The sequence below is a fragment of the Haematobacter sp. genome (assembly GCF_032102465.1).
Lineage (GTDB): Bacteria > Pseudomonadota > Alphaproteobacteria > Rhodobacterales > Rhodobacteraceae > Haematobacter.
On the sequence record NZ_DAMDHB010000005.1, the window covers coordinates 157771 to 176676 of the forward strand.

17 protein-coding genes and 1 pseudogene are annotated in these 18906 nt (G+C 62.7%); 8 read left to right on the forward strand and 10 right to left on the reverse strand.

What is annotated here, in order from left to right; genetic code table 11:
* Window positions 1-7 precede the first annotated feature (7 nt).
* Window positions 8-532 (forward strand): DUF2076 domain-containing protein, encoded by a 525-nt coding sequence (locus tag RT513_RS05815; RefSeq protein ID WP_088214027.1) that lies wholly within the window; start codon window positions 8-10, stop codon window positions 530-532.
* A gap of 35 nt (window positions 533-567) precedes the next feature.
* Here the strand turns inward: RT513_RS05815 and RT513_RS05820 are convergent, their stop codons facing one another.
* The 8 genes from RT513_RS05820 to RT513_RS05855 all read right to left on the reverse strand — a co-directional run bounded on the left by RT513_RS05820 (window position 568) and on the right by RT513_RS05855 (window position 9702).
* Window positions 568-1359: an SDR family NAD(P)-dependent oxidoreductase gene (locus RT513_RS05820; RefSeq protein ID WP_290690095.1), complete on the reverse strand. Its 792-nt coding sequence runs from the start codon at window positions 1357-1359 to the stop codon at window positions 568-570.
* Window positions 1356-2198: a PCC domain-containing protein gene (locus tag RT513_RS05825; RefSeq protein ID WP_290690096.1), complete on the reverse strand. Its 843-nt coding sequence runs from the start codon at window positions 2196-2198 to the stop codon at window positions 1356-1358. Before RT513_RS05825 ends, RT513_RS05820 begins: the two co-directional genes overlap by 4 nt.
* Window positions 2195-3772: an acyl-CoA synthetase gene (locus tag RT513_RS05830; RefSeq protein WP_290690098.1), complete on the reverse strand. Its 1578-nt coding sequence runs from the start codon at window positions 3770-3772 to the stop codon at window positions 2195-2197. The genes RT513_RS05825 and RT513_RS05830 overlap by 4 nt, the downstream gene beginning before the upstream one ends.
* A complete protein-coding gene (locus tag RT513_RS05835; RefSeq protein WP_290690100.1) occupies window positions 3769-4938 on the reverse strand; it encodes an acetyl-CoA acetyltransferase in 1170 nt (389 codons plus the stop codon). Before RT513_RS05835 ends, RT513_RS05830 begins: the two co-directional genes overlap by 4 nt.
* Window positions 4938-5765 (reverse strand): IclR family transcriptional regulator, encoded by an 828-nt coding sequence (locus RT513_RS05840; protein WP_290690101.1) that lies wholly within the window; start codon window positions 5763-5765, stop codon window positions 4938-4940. The genes RT513_RS05835 and RT513_RS05840 overlap by 1 nt, the downstream gene beginning before the upstream one ends.
* Before the next feature lie 2 nt (window positions 5766-5767).
* Window positions 5768-6784 (reverse strand): TRAP transporter substrate-binding protein, encoded by a 1017-nt coding sequence (locus tag RT513_RS05845; RefSeq protein ID WP_290690102.1) that lies wholly within the window; start codon window positions 6782-6784, stop codon window positions 5768-5770.
* Window positions 6785-6821: 37 nt separating this feature from the next.
* Window positions 6822-8687: a TRAP transporter large permease subunit gene (locus tag RT513_RS05850; protein WP_290690104.1), complete on the reverse strand. Its 1866-nt coding sequence runs from the start codon at window positions 8685-8687 to the stop codon at window positions 6822-6824.
* Between the two features lie 220 nt (window positions 8688-8907).
* A complete protein-coding gene (locus tag RT513_RS05855) occupies window positions 8908-9702 on the reverse strand; it encodes an SDR family NAD(P)-dependent oxidoreductase (protein ID WP_290690119.1) in 795 nt (264 codons plus the stop codon).
* Between the two features lie 408 nt (window positions 9703-10110).
* On the opposite strand from RT513_RS05855, the gene RT513_RS05860 reads away from it, so the two are divergent.
* The 3 genes from RT513_RS05860 (at window position 10111) to proX (ending at window position 13350) form a co-directional block, all read left to right on the forward strand.
* Window positions 10111-11334, forward strand: a complete 1224-nt coding sequence (locus tag RT513_RS05860) for a glycine betaine/L-proline ABC transporter ATP-binding protein (protein ID WP_290690105.1) — start codon at window positions 10111-10113, stop codon at window positions 11332-11334.
* Window positions 11321-12259: an ABC transporter permease gene (locus tag RT513_RS05865; protein WP_290690107.1), complete on the forward strand. Its 939-nt coding sequence runs from the start codon at window positions 11321-11323 to the stop codon at window positions 12257-12259. Before RT513_RS05860 ends, RT513_RS05865 begins: the two co-directional genes overlap by 14 nt.
* A gap of 62 nt (window positions 12260-12321) precedes the next feature.
* Entirely contained in the window at window positions 12322-13350 is a 1029-nt protein-coding gene (proX, locus tag RT513_RS05870) for a glycine betaine/L-proline ABC transporter substrate-binding protein ProX (protein WP_290690108.1), read from the forward strand.
* Window positions 13351-13395: 45 nt separating this feature from the next.
* Here the strand turns inward: proX and RT513_RS05875 are convergent, their stop codons facing one another.
* The gene (locus RT513_RS05875) at window positions 13396-15129 is read right to left on the reverse strand and encodes an FAD-dependent oxidoreductase (RefSeq protein WP_290690109.1); all 1734 of its coding nucleotides are present in this window, start codon (window positions 15127-15129) and stop codon (window positions 13396-13398) included.
* Window positions 15130-15260: 131 nt separating this feature from the next.
* On the opposite strand from RT513_RS05875, the gene RT513_RS05880 reads away from it, so the two are divergent.
* The 4 genes from RT513_RS05880 (at window position 15261) to RT513_RS05895 (ending at window position 18594) form a co-directional block, all read left to right on the forward strand.
* Window positions 15261-16151: a helix-turn-helix domain-containing protein gene (locus RT513_RS05880; RefSeq protein WP_290690111.1), complete on the forward strand. Its 891-nt coding sequence runs from the start codon at window positions 15261-15263 to the stop codon at window positions 16149-16151.
* A gap of 74 nt (window positions 16152-16225) precedes the next feature.
* Window positions 16226-16801, forward strand: coding sequence for an NIPSNAP family protein (locus RT513_RS05885; RefSeq protein ID WP_088214014.1), 576 nt, complete (start codon window positions 16226-16228; stop codon window positions 16799-16801).
* A gap of 17 nt (window positions 16802-16818) precedes the next feature.
* Window positions 16819-17988, forward strand: a complete 1170-nt coding sequence (gene pobA / locus RT513_RS05890) for a 4-hydroxybenzoate 3-monooxygenase (RefSeq protein WP_290690112.1) — start codon at window positions 16819-16821, stop codon at window positions 17986-17988.
* 93 nt (window positions 17989-18081) lie between these two features.
* The gene (locus RT513_RS05895) at window positions 18082-18594 is read left to right on the forward strand and encodes a MarR family winged helix-turn-helix transcriptional regulator (protein WP_290690113.1); all 513 of its coding nucleotides are present in this window, start codon (window positions 18082-18084) and stop codon (window positions 18592-18594) included.
* A gap of 37 nt (window positions 18595-18631) precedes the next feature.
* Here RT513_RS05895 and RT513_RS05900 read toward each other — a convergent pair.
* Window positions 18632-18906: pseudogene (locus tag RT513_RS05900) on the reverse strand (hypothetical protein); the annotation flags it as partial.

Consider the following 18906-nt stretch of genomic DNA (forward strand, 5'->3'; position numbering starts at 1 on the left):
GGCTCTCATGGATCACAACGACAAACAGGCGATCGCGGGCCTTTTCGGCAAGCTCGCGGATGTAGAGCGTCAATCCCCCCAGCGTGACGGAGAGGCGGAAGCCTTCATTGCGCAGCAGGTCGCCCGTCAGCCCGGCGCACCCTATTATCTGGCCCAGACGGTTGTCGTGCAGGAGCAGGCCCTGAACGCTGCGGAGGCACGGATTGCCGATCTGGAAGCGCAGGTCCATGCGGCGCGGCAAGGCGGTCAGGGCGGTTTTCTCTCGCGTCTTCTGGGCGGCCCCGGGGCTGCGCCTCGGCCCCGTCAGCCGGTCGGCCAATCCCTCGGTCAGCCGGCGCCGGGCATGGCACAACCCGGCCGGAGCGGCGGCTTTCTGGGCGGTGCGGCGCAGACAGCAATGGGCGTCGCGGGCGGCATGATGCTTGCCAATGCCATAGGCGGCATGTTCGCAGGCTCTGCAGAGGCAGGCGAAAGCCCTGAAGAGCCAGCGGACATGGGGTTTGACGACGGCGGAGACTGGGAGGAGTTCTGATCTCTCCCGCGGGGTGGGCAATCCACCCCGCACTGTCAAACCGCGGCGTTGGCCTCCGCAGCCGTGCCGCTCATGATCCCCGCGATCGTGAAGCCGCCATCGACGGCGAGCGTCTGCCCCGTAACATAACCCGAACGGCTGGCATCCAGAAGAAACAGCGCCGCCTGCGCGATGTCCTCAGGCGCACCATAGCGCCGCATGGGAACAGTGGACATCCATGTCTCCCTGACCTCCGGCGTGTGCACCTCGCGGACCATGGGCGTTTCGATGGGGCCGGGCGCGATCACGTTCACCCGGATGCCAAGCGGCGCAAGTTCAACCGCCATCACCCTGCTCATGGTGATGACAGCTCCCTTGGACGCGCCGTAGGCCACCCGCCCCTCATTCCCCTTTATACCGGAGACGGAGGCCACGTTCACAATGGCGCCGCCCCGCCCCCGCATGACCCGCGCAGCCTCCCGTGCCATCAGGAAGGATCCGACCACGTTCACGTCGAGTATACGGCGGAACAGCCCCGGATCGGTCTGCATGACCGCCACGTCCCGCGCGATACCCGCCGAATTGACCAGTCCGGTGATGGGGCCCAGTTCATCTTCCAGCTGCGCAACGGTTTCCACCACGCGGCCCTCATCAGCCACGTCGAGCGCGACTGCACGCGCCCGCGTATTGTCCAGCCTGGCCGCAAGACGGTCGAGCGGTTCACCGGGCAGGTCGATCGCCACGACCCCCCAATTCTCCGCCAACGCTGCATCCACGACCGAAAGACCAATGCCGGATGCCCCGCCGGTGACCAGAACCGTGCCCTTTTCCGGGATAGCGTCTTTCATTGATCCTCCAGGTTTTCTACCAATATTTCAAAGGTTACGCCGACGATATTCTCACCTTTGATGAGCTTTCCCGAGTGGACGCGCCCCTCGACATCGACAAGAGACACGGTAAGCATGCAGATGCCGTCCACGATATCACCCGCATCGACACGGACTTCGGTTGCAACACAGTCCACCTGCCTGCCATCAGTGAAGACCGGATCGCAGATGGACCCGATCCCATGGACACGTCCGCGACTCAGACCGTGCGTTGCCGCGACCTGTTCAATTGCCGTCACCACGTCCTCGCCGGGGCGAAGACGGAGCAGGATTGAGCCTCCGCTACCGCCTCCTGCAGCCGAAAAGAGTGTGAAATTAGTCTCCTCATCCGGCAGTGCCTCGAACCAGGCCGCGGGCGCGCCCAAGCCACGAACGCTGACCGGCTTCGCAACCCGACTTTCGAGCGGCAGCAGATGTCCCATCGCGACCGCCCCGTCCTCCATCTGCCATTCACCGTGGCAGTGAAGAAACCGGGCACCATCCCGCCAACCGACAACGGCCACGCAGGAGCCAAGCGTGACCCGCCCGGAAGGTGCATGGGTCTTGCTGTAATAGGCCCCGTGAACCCCGTCGGTGGAAAGTGCGGGCAGGACGTAGCGGAACGGGTCCGCCGTTACTCCGTCAAGCCACATGACCCCGCCCATGCAGCCTGCGTCGTCGAAGATGCGCGCGACTTCGTCCATCAGAACGCGGCCCGCCACCAGATCGCCCTCCAGCGGCTGAAGCCTGGTCGGGACAGCCTGCCGTCGATCAGCCGCGGGGGGGCCGGGATGTCGCAGCCCCTGACGAAGCGCTGTCATGCCAGGTGCCTTTCCAGCTCTGGTATGCCCCGGCGCTCGATCTCCTCCCGCACCAGCTTCTTGGTGATCTTGCCATAGGCGGATTTCGGTAGCTCGTTCCAGAACAGGAAGCGCTTGGGCATCTTGTAGCGCGCTATTCGCCCGTCGAGATGGGCGGAAAGCTCTGCCTCCGTCACCGTCGCATCAACCACGCAGACCGCAACGCCAACCTCGCCCCAAAGCGGATCCGGCAGACCCAGAACCGCCACTTCCCGCACCGCCGGATGGGTGAGAAGCTTCTCCTCGATCTCACGCGGATAGACGTTGGAGCCGCCGGAAATATACATGTCCGAAGCGCGCCCGGTGATGTAGAGGAACCCCTCCTCATCGACATGGCCGAGGTCGCCGGTCCTGAACCACCCGTCCCGAAACGACTTGGCGTTCGCCTCCGGATTTTCCCAGTAACCCGCGAATACGGCGGGTCCGATCACGCAGATCTCTCCCGTCTCGAAGGGCTGAAGCGGCCGGCCGTCGTCGCCCTGTATCTGCAACTCCATCCCGGTCCGTTCAAATCCGCAGGTGGCAAGACGAACATCCGGCCCGTCCTCCGCCGCATGCAGCCGATTGGGAAGCACGGTGATCGCGCCGGTCACTTCGCCCAGACCGAAGTATTGCACAAGCACGGGACCAAGCGCGGCCAATGCACGCTTCTGATCCTCACGATACATGGGCGCGCCCGCATAGATCACGTAGCGGAGAGATCGGTGATCGAAACGCCCGACACTCTCATGCTCCACCATCAGTTTCAGGATAGTGGGAACGGTGAAGATCGTGGAGATATGCCAGCGCTCAACCAGATCCCACGCAGTCGCCACATCGAAACGCTCGGAAGGCATGAGCACCGTCTTGACGCCCCGCGCCACCTGGGTGAGCTGATGCACACCCGCGCCATGGCTCAGCGGCGCCACTACGAGAGACGCGTCCTCGGGCGTCAAACCCGGCATCAGGTCAGCCAGATGGTTGGTCACCACAAAAGCCATCTGACCATGCGTCAGCACAGACGCCTTGGGCCTTCCGGTTGTTCCAGAGGTGAAGAAGAACCAGCAAGGATCATCGCGGTCCACCGCCACGGGTTGCGGCTTTCTCCCCAGAAAATCCGCCACGATGGCGTCGTAGGAGGGGCCGAAAGCCGCATCACCGATGGCGATTGTCAGGCCCATGCCGGTGCAGGCCGCCGCATGCTCCGGGAATGTGGCATTGCATATCAGTGCCCTGGCCCCCGAACTTTCCGCCAGAAACGCGACTTCCTCGGGGGTCTGGCGGAAGTTGGTTGGAACATAGATCGCACCGATGCGGAAACAGGCGAACATTGTTTCGAACATCTGGTTGCAGTTCTGCGACTGGACGAGAACACGGTCACCCTTGGCGATGCCGTAGCTCTGCAATGCGGCCGCCATGGCATCGATACGGGCCTCGAACTCCGTCCATGTCCAAACGTTCTCGCGCCAGACAATGGCGATGTCTTCCGGCGCGCGGCGGGCGTTCTGGCTGACGAAGGTCGCGAGGTTCATCACCCGTGTCGAACAGGGTTTCATTTCACGCGCTCCAGAATGGAAACATAGTTGGCCACCGCAGCGCCACCCATGTTGAACACGCCGGCCAGTTCCGCCCCCGGCACCTGCATGTCGCCAGCCTCACCCATCAATTGCATGGCGGCCATCACATGCTGGGAAACGCCGGTCGCACCGATCGGATGCCCGCGAGACTTCAATCCGCCGGAAGGGTTCACGGGCAGGTCGCCCCCCATCCGCGTGCGCCCTTCTCGGATGACCTTCCAGCCTTCGCCCGGCGCGGCAAGGCCCATGATCTCATATTCGATCATCTCGGCCATGGTGAAGCAATCATGCGTCTCCACGAGATCGAGATCGCCGATACCAAGGCCCGCATTTGCCAGAGCCCCCGCCCAGGCACGACGCCCGCCTTCAAAGGCGGTCGGATCACGGCGGGAAAGCGCGAGGATATCGTTCGCCTGAACACGGGAGCGGAAGCCGATGGCACGTTGCAGGGAGGCCGCAGTCTCGGCATCCGCCAGCACGAGAGCCGCCGCCCCATCGGAGACGAGCGAGCAATCCGTCCGCCGCAGCGGCCCGGCGACATAGGGGTTCTTGTCCGAGACCGTATTGCAGAAGGCGAGACCGAAATCCTTCTGCATATGAGCATAGGGATTGTTCATGCCGTTCGCATGGTTCTTGGCCGCGATCATGGCCAGCTCCTCAGAGCGGTCGCCATTCTGCTGGAAATAATGGTTGGCGATCTGCCCGAATATCCCGGCGAAACCACCCTCGACCCCGCCTTCCTCCTCACGGTAGCAGGCGGTCAGCAGCACATCGCCGACATCCGCCGTTGGTATGGCAGTCATCTTTTCCGCGCCGACGACTAGTGCGACTCGCCCTCTGCCCGCGGCGATGAAGTCCATGGCCGCGTGAAGGGCTGCGGAACCCGTGGCACAGGCGTTTTCACATCTCACGGCCGGAACATGCGTAAGCTCAGGCAATCCCATCGCAACAAGGGAACCTTGAAAATCCTGACGTTGGAAGCCATTGTTAAAGCTTCCTACAAAGATCCCATCTACGCTCCCGGCAGGCAGCCCCGCATGGGCGAGCGCGGGCGCAGTCACCTCCGCCATCAGCGCCATGGTGTCCTTTGCCTCGGACTTCCCGAACTTCGTGTGCGCCCAGCCGACGATCATCGGATCTGCCATCACTTCCTTCCTTCCTCAGTGCCCCCTTGCGGAGCAAAAACCTTTTGCAATCGCGCCTCTATTGCCGCGCCCTCGCGCTCCAGAAGCGCGGCCAGCTCTCCCTGACGCTGCGGACCGAGCCTGCTATCCACTGCCGCTATGGAAATCGCGCCCGCAACCTCACCATCGGGCAGGCGGATCGCCCGACCGATCCCCCAGGATGAACTGACGAACAGGCCCGGATTGAGCGCATGCCCCGCCTTGATGGTCGTCTCCACATCCAGCCGGACCTGATCGGCGGAGTAGCTGCCGATCAGAGCGTATTCCTGTGCCATCTGCGCGATGATCGCGCTCCGTTCCTGCTCCGGCAGGGCCGCCAGAATAGCCATCGCGCCTGCGCCCACTCCGAGCGGATGCTGATCGCCAACCTGCAACGCATGAGTACGGACAGGATGAGAGCCTTCCTGCCGGTGCAGGCAAAGCGCGTAACTGCCTTGCCGCACAGTCAGGAAACTCGTGTCACCCGTTTCATCCGAAAGACGCCGGAGCGCGTCCATGGAATGGGCGAGCAGCCCATGCCGCCGCCCTGCCAGAACCCCCAGCACATAGAGCTCCGGCCCCAGCGTGTACTTGCGGCTCGCCGGATCCTGATCCACCAGCCGGGCACGCATGAGCGCCATCAACAGGCGTCGGGCTGTTGGCTTGTTCAGGCCGCTTGCTCCGACGATCTGTGACAGACTGGCACCGCTGTCCCCGTTGCGACCCACGAGCGACAGCAGTGCCAGTGCCCGTTCCACCGATTGGGCGCCGGTAACCTGACTTTCGGCAAAGGGACCGGGCTGGTTCATGATCAGCCGAGCGTCAGCCCTGTCGCCTTTTCAAGGATCGACCAGGCCTCATCGCCAAACTTGCCATGCCACTCCTTGTAGAAGCCCGCGTCCAGAAGTTTCTGCTGGAAAGCAGCCGGATCAACGGAGTTGAATACCATACCATGCCCTTCAAGTTCTCCTTGAAGAGAGGCATTCAACGTCATGATATCTTTGCGCTGATCAAGAGCAGAGGCATTGAAGTTCCGCGCCACGATCTCTTTCAGGTCATCCGGCAGAGCACCCCAGGCACGCCGCCCCGACAGCATCCAGAATCCGTCCCACATATGGTTCGTCATCGAGACGTATTTCTGTACCTCGAACAGCTTGAAGTTTGACAGGATCGCCAGCGGGTTCTCCTGCCCGTCCACGATCCCGGTCTGAAGCGCCGTATACACCTCGGCAAAGTTGATGGAGGCGGGAGCGGAGCCGAAGGCCGAGAACATGGATGTCCAGAGCGGACTGACCGGAACCCGGATCTTGAACCCTTCGAGATCCGCGGGCGATGCGATCGGCTTGGTAGAGCTGGAAATCTGACGGAAGCCATTGTCGTAGATCCGGTCGAAGGCGTAGAGGCCCTTCGCCTCGATCTCCTTGCGGACATAGGCGCCCAAATCGCCGTCCATCGCCGCCCAGACCGCGTCATAATCCTTGAAAGCGAACCCGATGCCGTTCAGCGAAGCATTCGGCACAAAGGTGGAGAGGATCAGCGGCGAGAGCATGAAGAACTCGACACCCCCGGAACGGAGCTGCCCCAATACTTCGGTGTCACCCCCGAGCTGGCTCTGCGGAAACACGTTGATTTCCATCCGGCCACCGGATTCCTCGCGGATCTTCGCGATCGCCTCCGCCACGCGGACGTTGGATGGATGCGACAGCGGCTGATTGTTCGCAAGCTTGTAGGTATACTCCGCGGCCATTGCGGGGCGTACCCGGATGAAGGGCGCGGCCAGCGCACCTGCGGACGCGCCGATGATCAGCGAACGACGGCTGAGGGTCATGGGTCTCCTCCCTGAGACATGACGAAGTGATATGCCTTCAGAGGAAGGCGAGCGAAAACCAGGGGACTGCCGCGATAATGACAAGTCCGATGAACAGCGCCCCCAGATAGGGCCAAATTGCGCCCATCGCGGCATCGGGCGGCACGTTGCCTATCTTGCAGGCGAGGTAGAAGCCGATGCCGATGGGCGGGGCCATCAGACCAAGATTCATCGCGACAACGATCACCATCGAATAATGGATGTCGTTGATGCCAAGGGCGCGGGCCATCGGGAACATGATAGGCGCCATGAGCACGATCGCCGGAATCCCCTCAAGGAAACAGCCCAGAACAAGGAAGATCGCAATCGTGACCGCCATGAAGGTGAAGGTCCCACCCGGCAGGTCGGACACCGCGCTCAGCAAGTGCCCTGCGAACCCCGACTGGGTCAGCGCCCAGGCCATGGCGGAGGCCGTGCCGAGGATGAGCAGGATCGCACCGGAAAGGGCCGCCGTCTCTACCAGCATCGTCCCCATGCGCCGGAGCGGGATGCCACCGTAGAGCACCATCCCGATGAAAGCTGCATAAACCACGGCGACAGTGGACACTTCCGTCGCCGTGGCGATCCCGCCGCCCACGAACCAGCGGATCAGGAACGGCAGCGTCAACGCGGGCGCCGCAATCAGCAGCGTATTCCACATCATGCGAAGCGGAACACGGCGCGCGTGGGTCATATCCTCTCCCCGCGCCTGCCAGCGGGCAAGCAGAGCCAGCACCACAAGCAGCACCATCGCAATGGCGAAACCGGAGGTAAACAATCCGGCGATGGAAACGCCAGCCGCAGAGCCCAGCACGATCAGCACGATGGAAGGCGGAACGGTATCCGCCATGGCGGCGCCGGTGGCGAGCAGGGCAATCATGTTGGAGGGTTTATGGCCCCGCCGCTTCATCTCCGGGAAAAGCGCGGGCGCCACCGTGGCCATGTCCGACACTTTGGAGCCGGAAATACCCGAAACAAGAAACAGCGACCCGAGCAGGACATATGACATACCTGCCTTCACATGGCCGAGCAGAGAGGCAAGGAATTCCACGATGGCCTTGCCCATGCCCGTCGCATCCAGAATGCAACCGAGCAGCACGAACACCGGAACAGAAAGCAGGATGAGCGCCGACATCCCTTCGTCGATGCGCCCGATCATGACGAAAACAGGCACATTCGTCGCGAATGTCAGATAGGCCAGCGTGCCCAGCCCGAAGCAGAAGGCAATGGGCACACCCATGACCAGCAGCGTTCCCACACCAAGCGCGAGGAACAGCGGCAGATTCCAGTTGCCAAAGCCCAACAAAACGGGCCGGGCGAGCCAGAGCACCCCCACCAGAATGGCAATCGACACCGCCGCCATGAGGAGCGGCTTCAGCCGCGTCTCCCGCACCGCCTGCACGAGGGCGAGGAGAGCCATCAGCACCATGCCCGCGGGCAGCGCCGCAGCACGATACGTCATCGGCAATTCCAGCGCGGGCGAGGTGATGTAGCTTTCCTCGTAGGCATATTCAAAGGCAGTGGGCAGCAGCGCCACGAGGAATGTCACCACCAGCAGAAGCGCAAGGCCGTTCAAGAACTCCTGCACGCGTGCGGGAAAGAGCGCCACGAACACCCCGAGCCGCATATGTTCATGACGGTCGATCGCCAGCGCAGCGCCGAGCATCGCGAGCCAAAGAAAGCTCATGGACGCGATCTCGTCTGCCCAGATGATCGGACGCGCGAAAACGTACCGCGAGGCGACGTTGGTGAGGATCATTGTAATCATCGCCACCAGCAATGCAGCGGCGATCACTTCCACCGGTCTCATCCAGCGTGAGCCGGGATGTGATGTCTCCAGCTGAGCGAGATCCTCAGCGGGAATCGCTTCATAGGCCATTGTCATGGCTCCCCTCCCCCAATGGCGGCTCCTCTCCGCCAGATGGTGCGGTCTTGCGCCGCTACGCCAAGCGCGACCCTCCCAGATACGCGCCTGACATCCATATGATGGACCAAATTCAGGCCCTCACAGCGCTACATTGTCGCGACTCGGCAGTAGATGCAATGGATCCGTGTGAATATCGCTGATTTTCTTTCGGATGAGATCCATATTATGGAATAATCGATCACTGAACCGAGCCGGCCATTGTGCAGGACTGACCGCCGTCGACAGGAAGCTCAACTCCGGTGATGAACTTTGCCTGGTCGGAGGCAAGGAAAACCGACGCCCATGCGATGTCCCAGCCGTCTCCCTGACGCTTCATCGGAACCATCGCGGCCCGCCTGCGCCGCATGTCTTCCGCATCGGCATGATAGCCGCCGATCTGCTTCACCACATGCGGCGTGTCGATGAGGCCGGGAAGGATGACGTTCGCCCGGATACCCTGAGCCGCATATTCAATGGCAATGCTTCGCGTCAGCTGGTTCAATCCGGCCTTGGAGGCGCAGTAGGACACGTAGGGATAGCCCGTCCACCTTATCGAGGCGAGCGAAGAGACATTGACGATTGCCCCGCCGCCCTGCTGCACCATCTGGGGGAGAACCGCCTTGCACGTGAGGAATACGGACGTGAGGTTCACGTCGAACACGCGCCTCCAGCTTTCCTCCGTTGCCTCCGTGACGCCCCCGGGCAGGTTCATGCCGACGTTGTTGTGCAAAACGTCGATGCTCCCCCACCGATCCGTCATGCTTTGAACAACGGCATCAATCTGGGCGGCACAGGTCACATCCGCTGACAAGGCGAGCGCCTCACCCCCCTCTGACCGGATGATGGCGGCGGTGGTTTCCGCAGATGCGGCGTCGATATCGACGCAGGCGACCCGACCTCCCTCACGCGCATAGGCGACCGCTGCCGCCTTGCCATTGCCCCAGCCATCTCCGACAGAGCCCGCGCCGAATACCAGCACGGCCTTTTCCTTCATTCGTTCCACTTTTCCTCCTCAGGACCCGCATGAATCCCCACCCTCTCCCCAGGGCCGGGCGAGAGTGGCGCTCCGTTGCCGAACTGTCAAACCGGCGTGAAGTGGGAAACCGGCCAAATCCCGCCATGACTTGGAAAAATCTTCGCTTCTCCGCGGCGAGCAATCGCCGATCAATCAGGCGCGCAATTGCATTTGCGGGGCTTCCGATCACGCGCGCGCTCACGTTCCATCACAACGCAGGGAACCAAAATCTGGGCTTTTGGTTGTAAAATCGAGCACTATGCGCTAAATGTAGGGGCATCTGACATATCGGTGATCATTCGCACATGGGGCAAGGCGGCCTTCCCGCTCTGCCACAAAGGGCATTTTCATGTCGCCCCAAGACGCGAGAAAACAGCAAGGAGAGGCATGCAAGCCAAACTGAGTGTAAAGAACGTCAGCAAGATTTTTGGCGACAAACCGGAGGAGGCCCGTGCGCTTCTCCAGAAGGGCGCCACCAAGCAGGACATCCTCGAAGCAACCGGCGCCACAGTCGGCGTGAGGGACGCGACGTTTGACGTGGCCGAGGGCGAGATCTTCGTCATCATGGGGCTTTCAGGTTCCGGCAAGTCCACCCTTGTGCGAATGCTGAACGGGCTGATTCCTGCCACCTCGGGAAGCATCTTGATCGACGGCGACGACATCGCATCCGCCTCCCCCAAGGAGCTCCGCCGCATCCGTCGCGACAAGATCGCAATGGTGTTCCAGCATTTCAGCCTGTTTCCGCACTGGACTGTCGCCCAGAACGTCGCCTACGGGCTGAAGGTGAAGGGGGTTGACGCCGCGAGGCGTGACGCCGAAGCGCGCGAGGTGCTCGACCGTGTGGGCCTCGCTGCCTGGGCGGATGCGCTTCCCTCCGATCTTTCCGGTGGCATGCAGCAGCGCGTGGGGATCGCACGCGGGCTGGCGTCCGGGCCCGAGATTCTGCTGATGGACGAGCCGTTTGGCGCCCTCGACCCGCTTATCCGCCGCGAGATGCAGGAAGAGTTGATCCAGTTGCAGCGCAAGATGCGCAAGACCATCGTGTTCATCACCCACGACCTGAACGAGGCGATGATGCTTGGCGACCGCATCGCCATCATGAAGGACGGCGCCATCGTGCAGATCGGCACGGCGCAGGAAATCGTGACCTCGCCGGCCGACGACTACGTCGCGGCCTTTGTCGCGGATATCGACCGGGGCCGCGTCTTTACCGTGGAAGACATCTCCCTTCGTCCTGCGGCGATCCAGCTCGGCCGGCACAGCGCCGCCGCCGCGCTCAAGAAGATGGAAGAGAGCGAAGCAGGCGCGCTTCATGTGCTGGACGGCGACCGTATAGTCGGCATCGTCACCTATCGCGATCTCGCGGCCATCGTTTCGCGCAAGGGCGAAGGTCCCGGAGCGGTGCTTGAGGCGATGCGGGAGGATTTCCCCTCCGTGGACACGAAATCAGCGCTTGCGGATGTGTATGAGGCCGCCGGCACCGGTCTTCCCGTTGCGGTGACGGACCGCCATGACCGTCTTGTCGGTGTCGTCGAACCCAAGGACGTGCTGGCCCAGCTTGCCACCGCCAAAACCGAAACAAACGGGGAGGCCGCCAATGAGCCCCGCTGATATTGCGACACTACCTTTCGACGAGTGGGTGAACGGCTTTGTCCGGGGCTGGCTTGTTCCCAATTTCCGTACTTTCTTCCGGGCGGCTCAAACCCCGATCACGAGCGTTCTGAACGGTCTGAATGGCTTCCTGCTGGCAGTCCCCATGCTGGTGATGATGCTGGGTTTTGCCGCGGCGGCCTGGCGTTACGCAGGCAAGGGCATGGCGATCTTCGTGATCGTCGGGTTTTCCTTCATCGACATGATCGGCCTCTGGCCGCAGACGATGACGACGCTCGCCATGATCCTGACTTCGGTCTTCTTCTGCGCGATCATCGGCATCCCCGCGGGTATCCTTGCCGCACGATCCGACATCGCGTGGAAGGTCATGCGCCCGGTGCTGGACGTGATGCAGACGATCCCGTCCTTCGTCTATCTGGTGCCCATCGTGATGCTTTTTGGTGTCGGCATGACGCCCGGCATCATCGCGACGATCATCTTTGCCTTGCCGCCCCTCGTGCGACTGACCAATCTTGGCATCCGCAACGTCCGGGCCGATCTGATCGAAGCCGCGCAGGCCTTTGGCTCCACGAGCTGGCAGATGCTCTGGGATCTTCAGCTTCCGATGGCGATGCGGACAATCATGGCCGGCCTGAACCAGACACTGATGATGGCGCTTTCCATGGTGGTCATTGCCGCGCTGATCGGCGGCGGCGGTCTCGGGCTGGTCGTGAATACGGGCCTCGGTCGACTGGACGTGGGTTCCGCAACTGCGGGCGGTGCGGCCATCGTGATCCTCGCCATCACGCTCGACCGTATCACGCAGGGCTTGGCGGATGAAAACGGGGCGCGCCGCGTTTCGCTTTTCCAGACGCTGAAAGGCTTCTTCGGCGCGGGATCCACCGCGTCTGTTGCCGAGCCTGCCCGTGAGCCGAAGGTCGGCTGATCGAAACGGCGGTCCTTCAGGATCGCCCCTTCCCTCCCATTAAACAGAAAGGAGACGATCCTATGTCCCGTCTCAAATCCTCTCTTCCCACCACGCTTTCCGTTGCCGCTCTTGTGCTCGGCGCTTCTGCTGCGATGGCACAGGACCGGCCCGGCGAAGGCGTTTCCTACATCATGGCGCAGCCGAGCTGGGATACCGGCTGGTTCCACACCGAGATCGTCAAGCAACTCATGGCCGAACTTGGGTTCAGCGCGGTTGCGACGATGACGCTCGACAATCCCGCCTTCTACCAGTCCGTTGCATATGGCGATGTGACGATGTGGGTCGATGGCTGGTTCCCCGGCCACGATATCTACCGCCCCGTGTTCGAAGGTCAGGCCGAGACGGTTGGCGCTGTTGCCAAGGGTGGCGCGCTGGAGGGCTATCTGGTGGACAAGGCCTCGGCCGAGAAATTCGACATCAAGACACTGGACGATTTCAAACGGCCGGAAGTTCAGGAAGCCTTTGACCGGAATGGCGACGGCAAGGCCGACATGGTCGCCTGCCCTCCCGGCTGGGCGTGCGAAACCAATATCGAACACCATATGAAGGCCTATGACCTGCTCGACCACGTCAACCCGATCAAGGCGGGCTATGCGGCGGCTATGGCCGATGCGATCGCCTCCTATCAGGCCGGCGAGCCGATCTTCTTCTACACCTGGACGCCCAACTGGACCATCGACCAGCTCAAACCCGGGGAGGATGTCGTCTGGATCGAGGTTCCGCGTATCGACCTGCCGGAAAACCTGATGCCGCTGGCGGATAATGCCGTGCAACCTGACATCGAGGGATGCGTCGCAAACCCCTGCATGCTGGGTTTCCCTGCGAACGACATCGTTTCCGTTGCCAATACGGAATTCCTGGACGCCAACCCTTCGGCACGGGCACTGCTGGATGCAGTGGAGATCCCCCTTGCCGACATGTCGTCGCAGAATGCCAAGATGAATGCCGGTGACCGCAACATCGAAGCACATGCGGCTGCCTGGATCGAAGCGAACCGCGAACTTGTGGATGGTTGGATGGAGCAGGCGCGCGCCGCCGCCACTCAGTAATCACCGGTAAAGAAAAACGCCGCCCCACGGGGCGGCGTTCTGGTCTCAGGCAGAGGCGACCTTCTGCGGTACCTCAGCTTGCGCGCTCGCGCCAAGGCCAGCAAGATGGCGCCCGGTGATGTAGCCAAACGTCATCGCTGGCCCCAGGGTAATGCCCGCGCCGGGATAATTGCCCCCCATGATCGAAGCCCGGTCGTTACCGACCGCGAACAGCCCCGGGATCACCTGCCCCTGACGATTGAGGACTTCCCCCGGCACAGTGGTTTCGAGCCCGTCGAAAGTGCCAAGGTCACCCATCTCCAGCTTTACCGCGTAGTATGGCCCATCGCCCACCGGCGCGACCGCCGGGTTCGGCTTGTTGTCCGGGTCGGCAAGATAGCGGTTGAAAGCCGTGCTGCCCCGCCCGAACTGACGATCCTCGCCGACGCGCGCACCGCTATTGTAGTCCGCCACGGTTTTCTCCAGCCCCGCCGGGTCGATGCCGCATGCACTGGCCAGATCGGCGAGCGTCTTGCCCTTCTTCAGATATCCGCTGCGGAGCCAGGAGCCGAGTGGCATCGGCGCAGGCTTTGCATGGCCAAGGCCGTATTTGCGTATCGCCCGGTGATCGCAGATGAGCCATGCCGCGCCTTCACCGGACGCGCTCATGGCCGCGCCGACATCATGATAACTGTTCGACTCATTGGTGAACCGCTTGCCCGTGGACAGGACCGCCATCATTCCGGGTTTGTAACGGTCGAGCAGGTGCGGGAAGATGCCCTCCCTGCCGCCCCGTCCCGGAACACGTGAAACCGGCATCCATGCCGCGGGCTCGGGATAGCGGGCGTCAAACGCGCCGCCGACCTCCTCACCAAGACGGATACCATCACCGGCGTTCTCCACCGGAACAGGAGAGTGATGTGTCTTGCCCCCGCGAAGGTGCGAATAGGACTGCGCCCGGCGTGCGAGGTCGTGGGCATAGCCGCCACAAGCCAGAACGACACCCTTCCGCGCCGTGATCCGCGCCTTGACCTCACCGCCGACTTCGGCACCCACGACACGGTCTCCGTCACGGACCAGAGACAGAGCGGGGGCGTCCGTCAGGATCGGAATGCCCAGCGACAAGGCCGACCTGGCCAACCGTGCGGCAAGCGCATTGCCGCTTGTCACCTGCACACCCCGGCCATGGCGCACGACCTCGACCCCGTGCGCGGCGAGCCGCTTTGCCACATAGGCAAACGATTTCAGCGATTTGGTTGCATTGAAGAAATGCTTGATGTCCGCGTTGGAGGAGTTGAACATCATCCCCATGAAGGTGATGGTGGACAGCGGCGGACGCAGGCGCTTCAGATCATCGCCCAGCACACTCGCGTCATAAGGCGCCGCGAGCACGGAACGCCCGACATCCACGCCGCCTTCGACATCGGGATGATAATCGGGATAAAGGGTGGGAACGAACTTCACATCCGTCTCCCGTTCGAACCAATCCACCATTTCGGGGCCGGTCTGCAGGAACGCTTCCACCGCTTCCGGCTGATACCAGTTGCCGGTTTCGGCACGCATGTAGCGGCGGGCGGCGTCAATGGTGTCGGATGGGTTCTGCGCCTTGCCGTAGTGGCTGCCGGGAATCCAGAGGACGCCGCCCGAGAATGCCGTCGTGCCACCAAAGACCGGCGCCTTTTCGATCACGATCACCTCAAGCCCGAGCTTCCGCGCAACGATCGCGGTTGCCAGACCGCCGGCACCGGAACCGATCACGAGCACGTCGCAGTGTCTGTCTGTCGTGGAGACTGTCGCCATGGCTCCCCTCCATGAGTTCTATGTTGCGTTCGCAACAGTGGATAGCTTAGGGCCGCCGGGCGATCAATGGACCTTTCACGATCCCTATGGCACAATTCCGTAACGAAACGCATGACGGGCGACAGAGTCCCATGATGGATCGCCCCGCGGCCATCCCTCGCTATTACCTGTATGGCGATCCGGCCCGGGACGTGGAGCTGGACTTTCTGCACGTGGAGCCGATCCTTGACCGTTCCGGGCCGAACGACTGGACGATCCGCCCGCATTTCCATCCCGATCATTCACAGGTGATGTTCGTGGCACAAGGCGGCGGCGAGGTGCGGCTGGAGGAGGCGGTATACAAGCTCTCCGCCCCGACCTTCATCGTCATTCCCGCAGGCGTCGTTCATGAAATCCGGTTTCAGGAGAATACCGAGGGCCACGTCCTCACGGCAGCGCTCGTAGGCTTGCGCGCGGCTGCACGGGACGATGCAGCACTGCTGCGGGCGGGCACGACGGCGGGCGTGCTGCCCCTCCGGCATAGCGGTCTGGACCCGGCCGGTGTCTCGCTGCTGCTGAACGACATGACGCGGGAATTCGTCTGGCAAGCACCGGGGCGGCGCGCGGCGCTGCTTGCACAATACACGCGGCTTCTGGTCTTCGTGCTGCGCGCGGGCGACGCCGCAGAAGCCCCGCCGCCCGACCGGGATCTGGATCTGCTGAACCGATACCGGGGGCTGATCGAGACCCACTTCCGGCAGGAGCGGGCGCCCTCTTTCTATGCGCGGGCGCTTGCCGTCACCCCTGCGCGGCTGAACGCCGCGTGTCGGGCGCGGGCGGAGACCACCGCCTCGGACCTGCTTTACCAGCGCATCCTGATCGAGGCGAAGCGCCACCTTGCCTATACCGACCATACGGTGGGTGAGGTGGCGCATATCGCGGGTTTCGACGATCCTGCCTATTTCAGCCGGTTCTTTTCCCGCCATGTGGGACTTTCGCCCGCGGCCTATCGCCAATCGGTGCGCGCGGGCGCGGCGGGCTGACGTCCAAGCTTTTCACCCGATCGTCCATTTTCCTTTTTCGCCGCTGCTGACAGGGTTTGCGACGGAGGACTTCCATGCTTTACGAACTTCGGACCTATCGGCTTCGGCCGGGCACGGCACCGCGCTATCTCGACCTTCTCCGGCGGGAGGGATTGCCGCTGGTGACCCGCCATCTGCCGCTCCTCGGCTACTGGATGACAGAGACCGGACGGCTCAACGTGATCCACCATCTCTGGGCCTACGAGGGTTGGAACGACCGGGCTGCCTGCAGGGCGAGCCTCGGGACGGAGAAAGCCTGGGGCGAAGGGTTCATCCCGCGCGCCTTCGTGGATGTCGTGGCGCAGGAGAACCTGTTTCTGACCACGGAGCGGACGGCGCCCGCCTTTGATACCGCCGTGGCCAACCGCCGCACGGAATATCCTGTGGAAACAGCCGAGATGCCGCTCTTCTCCGCCGATTGCGGGGCGCTGGCCCTCTCGGATGCGCCGCTCGCCGAAGACGCTGACGCCATCGCCGTGTTTCGCGTCCAGTCGGGAGAGCGTCCGGGGAGCGTGGTGACGCTCTGGCCCGCGCGCGCGGGACTTCACATTGCTCCGGGCGCGGCCGCCCGGCACGAAATCATCCGGCCGCTCGGCTTTTCGCCGCTCTGATGGCCATGGGAGGACAGATGAAAACTCAAGTCTGCATTATCGGCGGCGGTCCTTCCGGCCTGTTGCTGTCGCAAATCCTGCATCGCGCGGGCATCGACACCGTCGTGTTGGAACGCAAGAGCCGGGACTACGTGCTCTCCCGCATCCGCGCCGGCGTTCTGGAGCAAGGCACCTGCGAGATGCTGCGCGAGGCAGGCGTCGGCACCCGCATGGATGCCGAAGGCTATGTCCATGACGGCACGATCTTTGCCGCGGGCGGGCGTCAGATCCACATCGACTTCAAGAAATTGGTGGGCAAGAGCGTCATGATCTACGGTCAGACGGAAGTGACCCGCGATCTGTATGAGGCACGCGACGCCATGGATGGGGTCGTCGTGCATGACGCGGACGGTGTGACGATCCACGACACAGACAGCAACGCCCCCTATGTCACCTACGTCAAGGATAGCACGGAGCACCGCGTGGACTGCGATTACGTCTGCGCCTGCGATGGCTTCCACGGCGTCGGCCGCAAGACCATCCCGGAAGGTATCCGCAAGGAATACGAGCACGTCTATCCCTTCGGTTGGCTGGGCATTCTCTCCGAAACGCCGCCGCTGCTCGATGAGTTGGTCTATGCGCGTCATGAGCGCGGGTTCGCGCTCTGCTCCATGCGGAACGCTCATCTGAGCCGTTACTACCTTCAGGTGCCGCTGACCGACCCGATCGAAAGCTGGACCGATGAGCGTTTCTGGGATGAACTGAAGCGCCGCCTTCCTGAAGATTTGGCGGACAAACTGGTCACCGGCCCCTCCATCGAGAAATCCGTGGCCCCCCTTCGCAGCTTCATCAGCGAGCCCATGCGCTGGGGCAGGCTGTTCCTTGCGGGAGACGCGGGTCATATCGTGCCCCCCACCGGCGCGAAGGGCCTGAACCTGGCCGCATCCGACGTCTATTACCTGTCACGCGCTCTCAAATCCCGCTATGCGGGCGAGGGAGAGGCGCTGCTCGACGGTTACTCCGAAACCGCGCTGGCACGGGTGTGGAAGGCTTCGCGCTTCTCCTGGAGCATGACGCGGATGCTCCATAGCTTCCCGGAAGAAGGCGAATTCCTCAAACGGATGCAGGAGACCGAACTGGATTACCTTGCCGGTTCACGCGCATTCCAGACCTCCATCGCCGAGAATTACGTGGGTCTCCCCTACTGATATTCCCGGTCCGGGGCACATCGCCTCTCCTGGCCCCGGCTGGACAGAGAGGCTTTCTGAGGCTATCACGGCGGAAACCAAAGGTTTCACGCCGTGGATCAGATTTCTCATCAGCATCTGCCGGACGCACCGGATCGAGGGGAGCCGTTCGACCTCGCCCGTTGCATTGGTGCCATCACGACAAGTCTCTCCAACAAACTGTCGAGCGGTGCGTCGCATGAATATAGACGGCTGTTCGACTTCGGTGTCGTCGAATGGCGGGTGCTCTGTCAGCTTGCCGCCGAGCCATGGTCCATCGGGGCGCATCTTTCCAACAGCATCGGATTGGACAAGGCTTCCATCAGCCGGAGTCTTAGCCTCCTTGCCGACCGCGGGCTGATCGAGATGCGGGAGGGCGACGGTCGGCGGCGCGAAGCCGCCCTCACCGAAGCGGGTTGGGCCATGCACCGGCAGGTGCTGACCGTCGCGCGTGCGCGGGAGGCCGCGTTGCTCACGGGGTTTTCCGGCGAGGAAGTCAATACGCTCCTCAGCTTGCTGAACCGCCTGCTCGCCAATCTGCCGGAGGTGGAGGCGGATGGGGCGCGGCGGATGAAGGGCGAGAAATAGGGTGGGCAGGCCCGCAGACACGCCCTCACCCTCACCCTCACCGTGCGCGGATAAACCAGGCTGCGGCTGCGGCGATCAATAGCGGCAGGGCAAAGATCGCCATCAGCGTCGAGAGCGTGACGCCCTGCCCGATTAGCCAACCCCCCAGAAGCGGCCCGATCACCGCGCCGAAGCGCCCGACGCCCATCGCCCAGCCGATCCCCGTGCTCCGCACCGCTGCAGGATAAAGCTCCGCAGCAAGACCATAAAACGCGTTGAACTGCGGATTCCAATGAAGTCGGCCAGGGATTCCGGACTTCTGCCGGCCAGTCA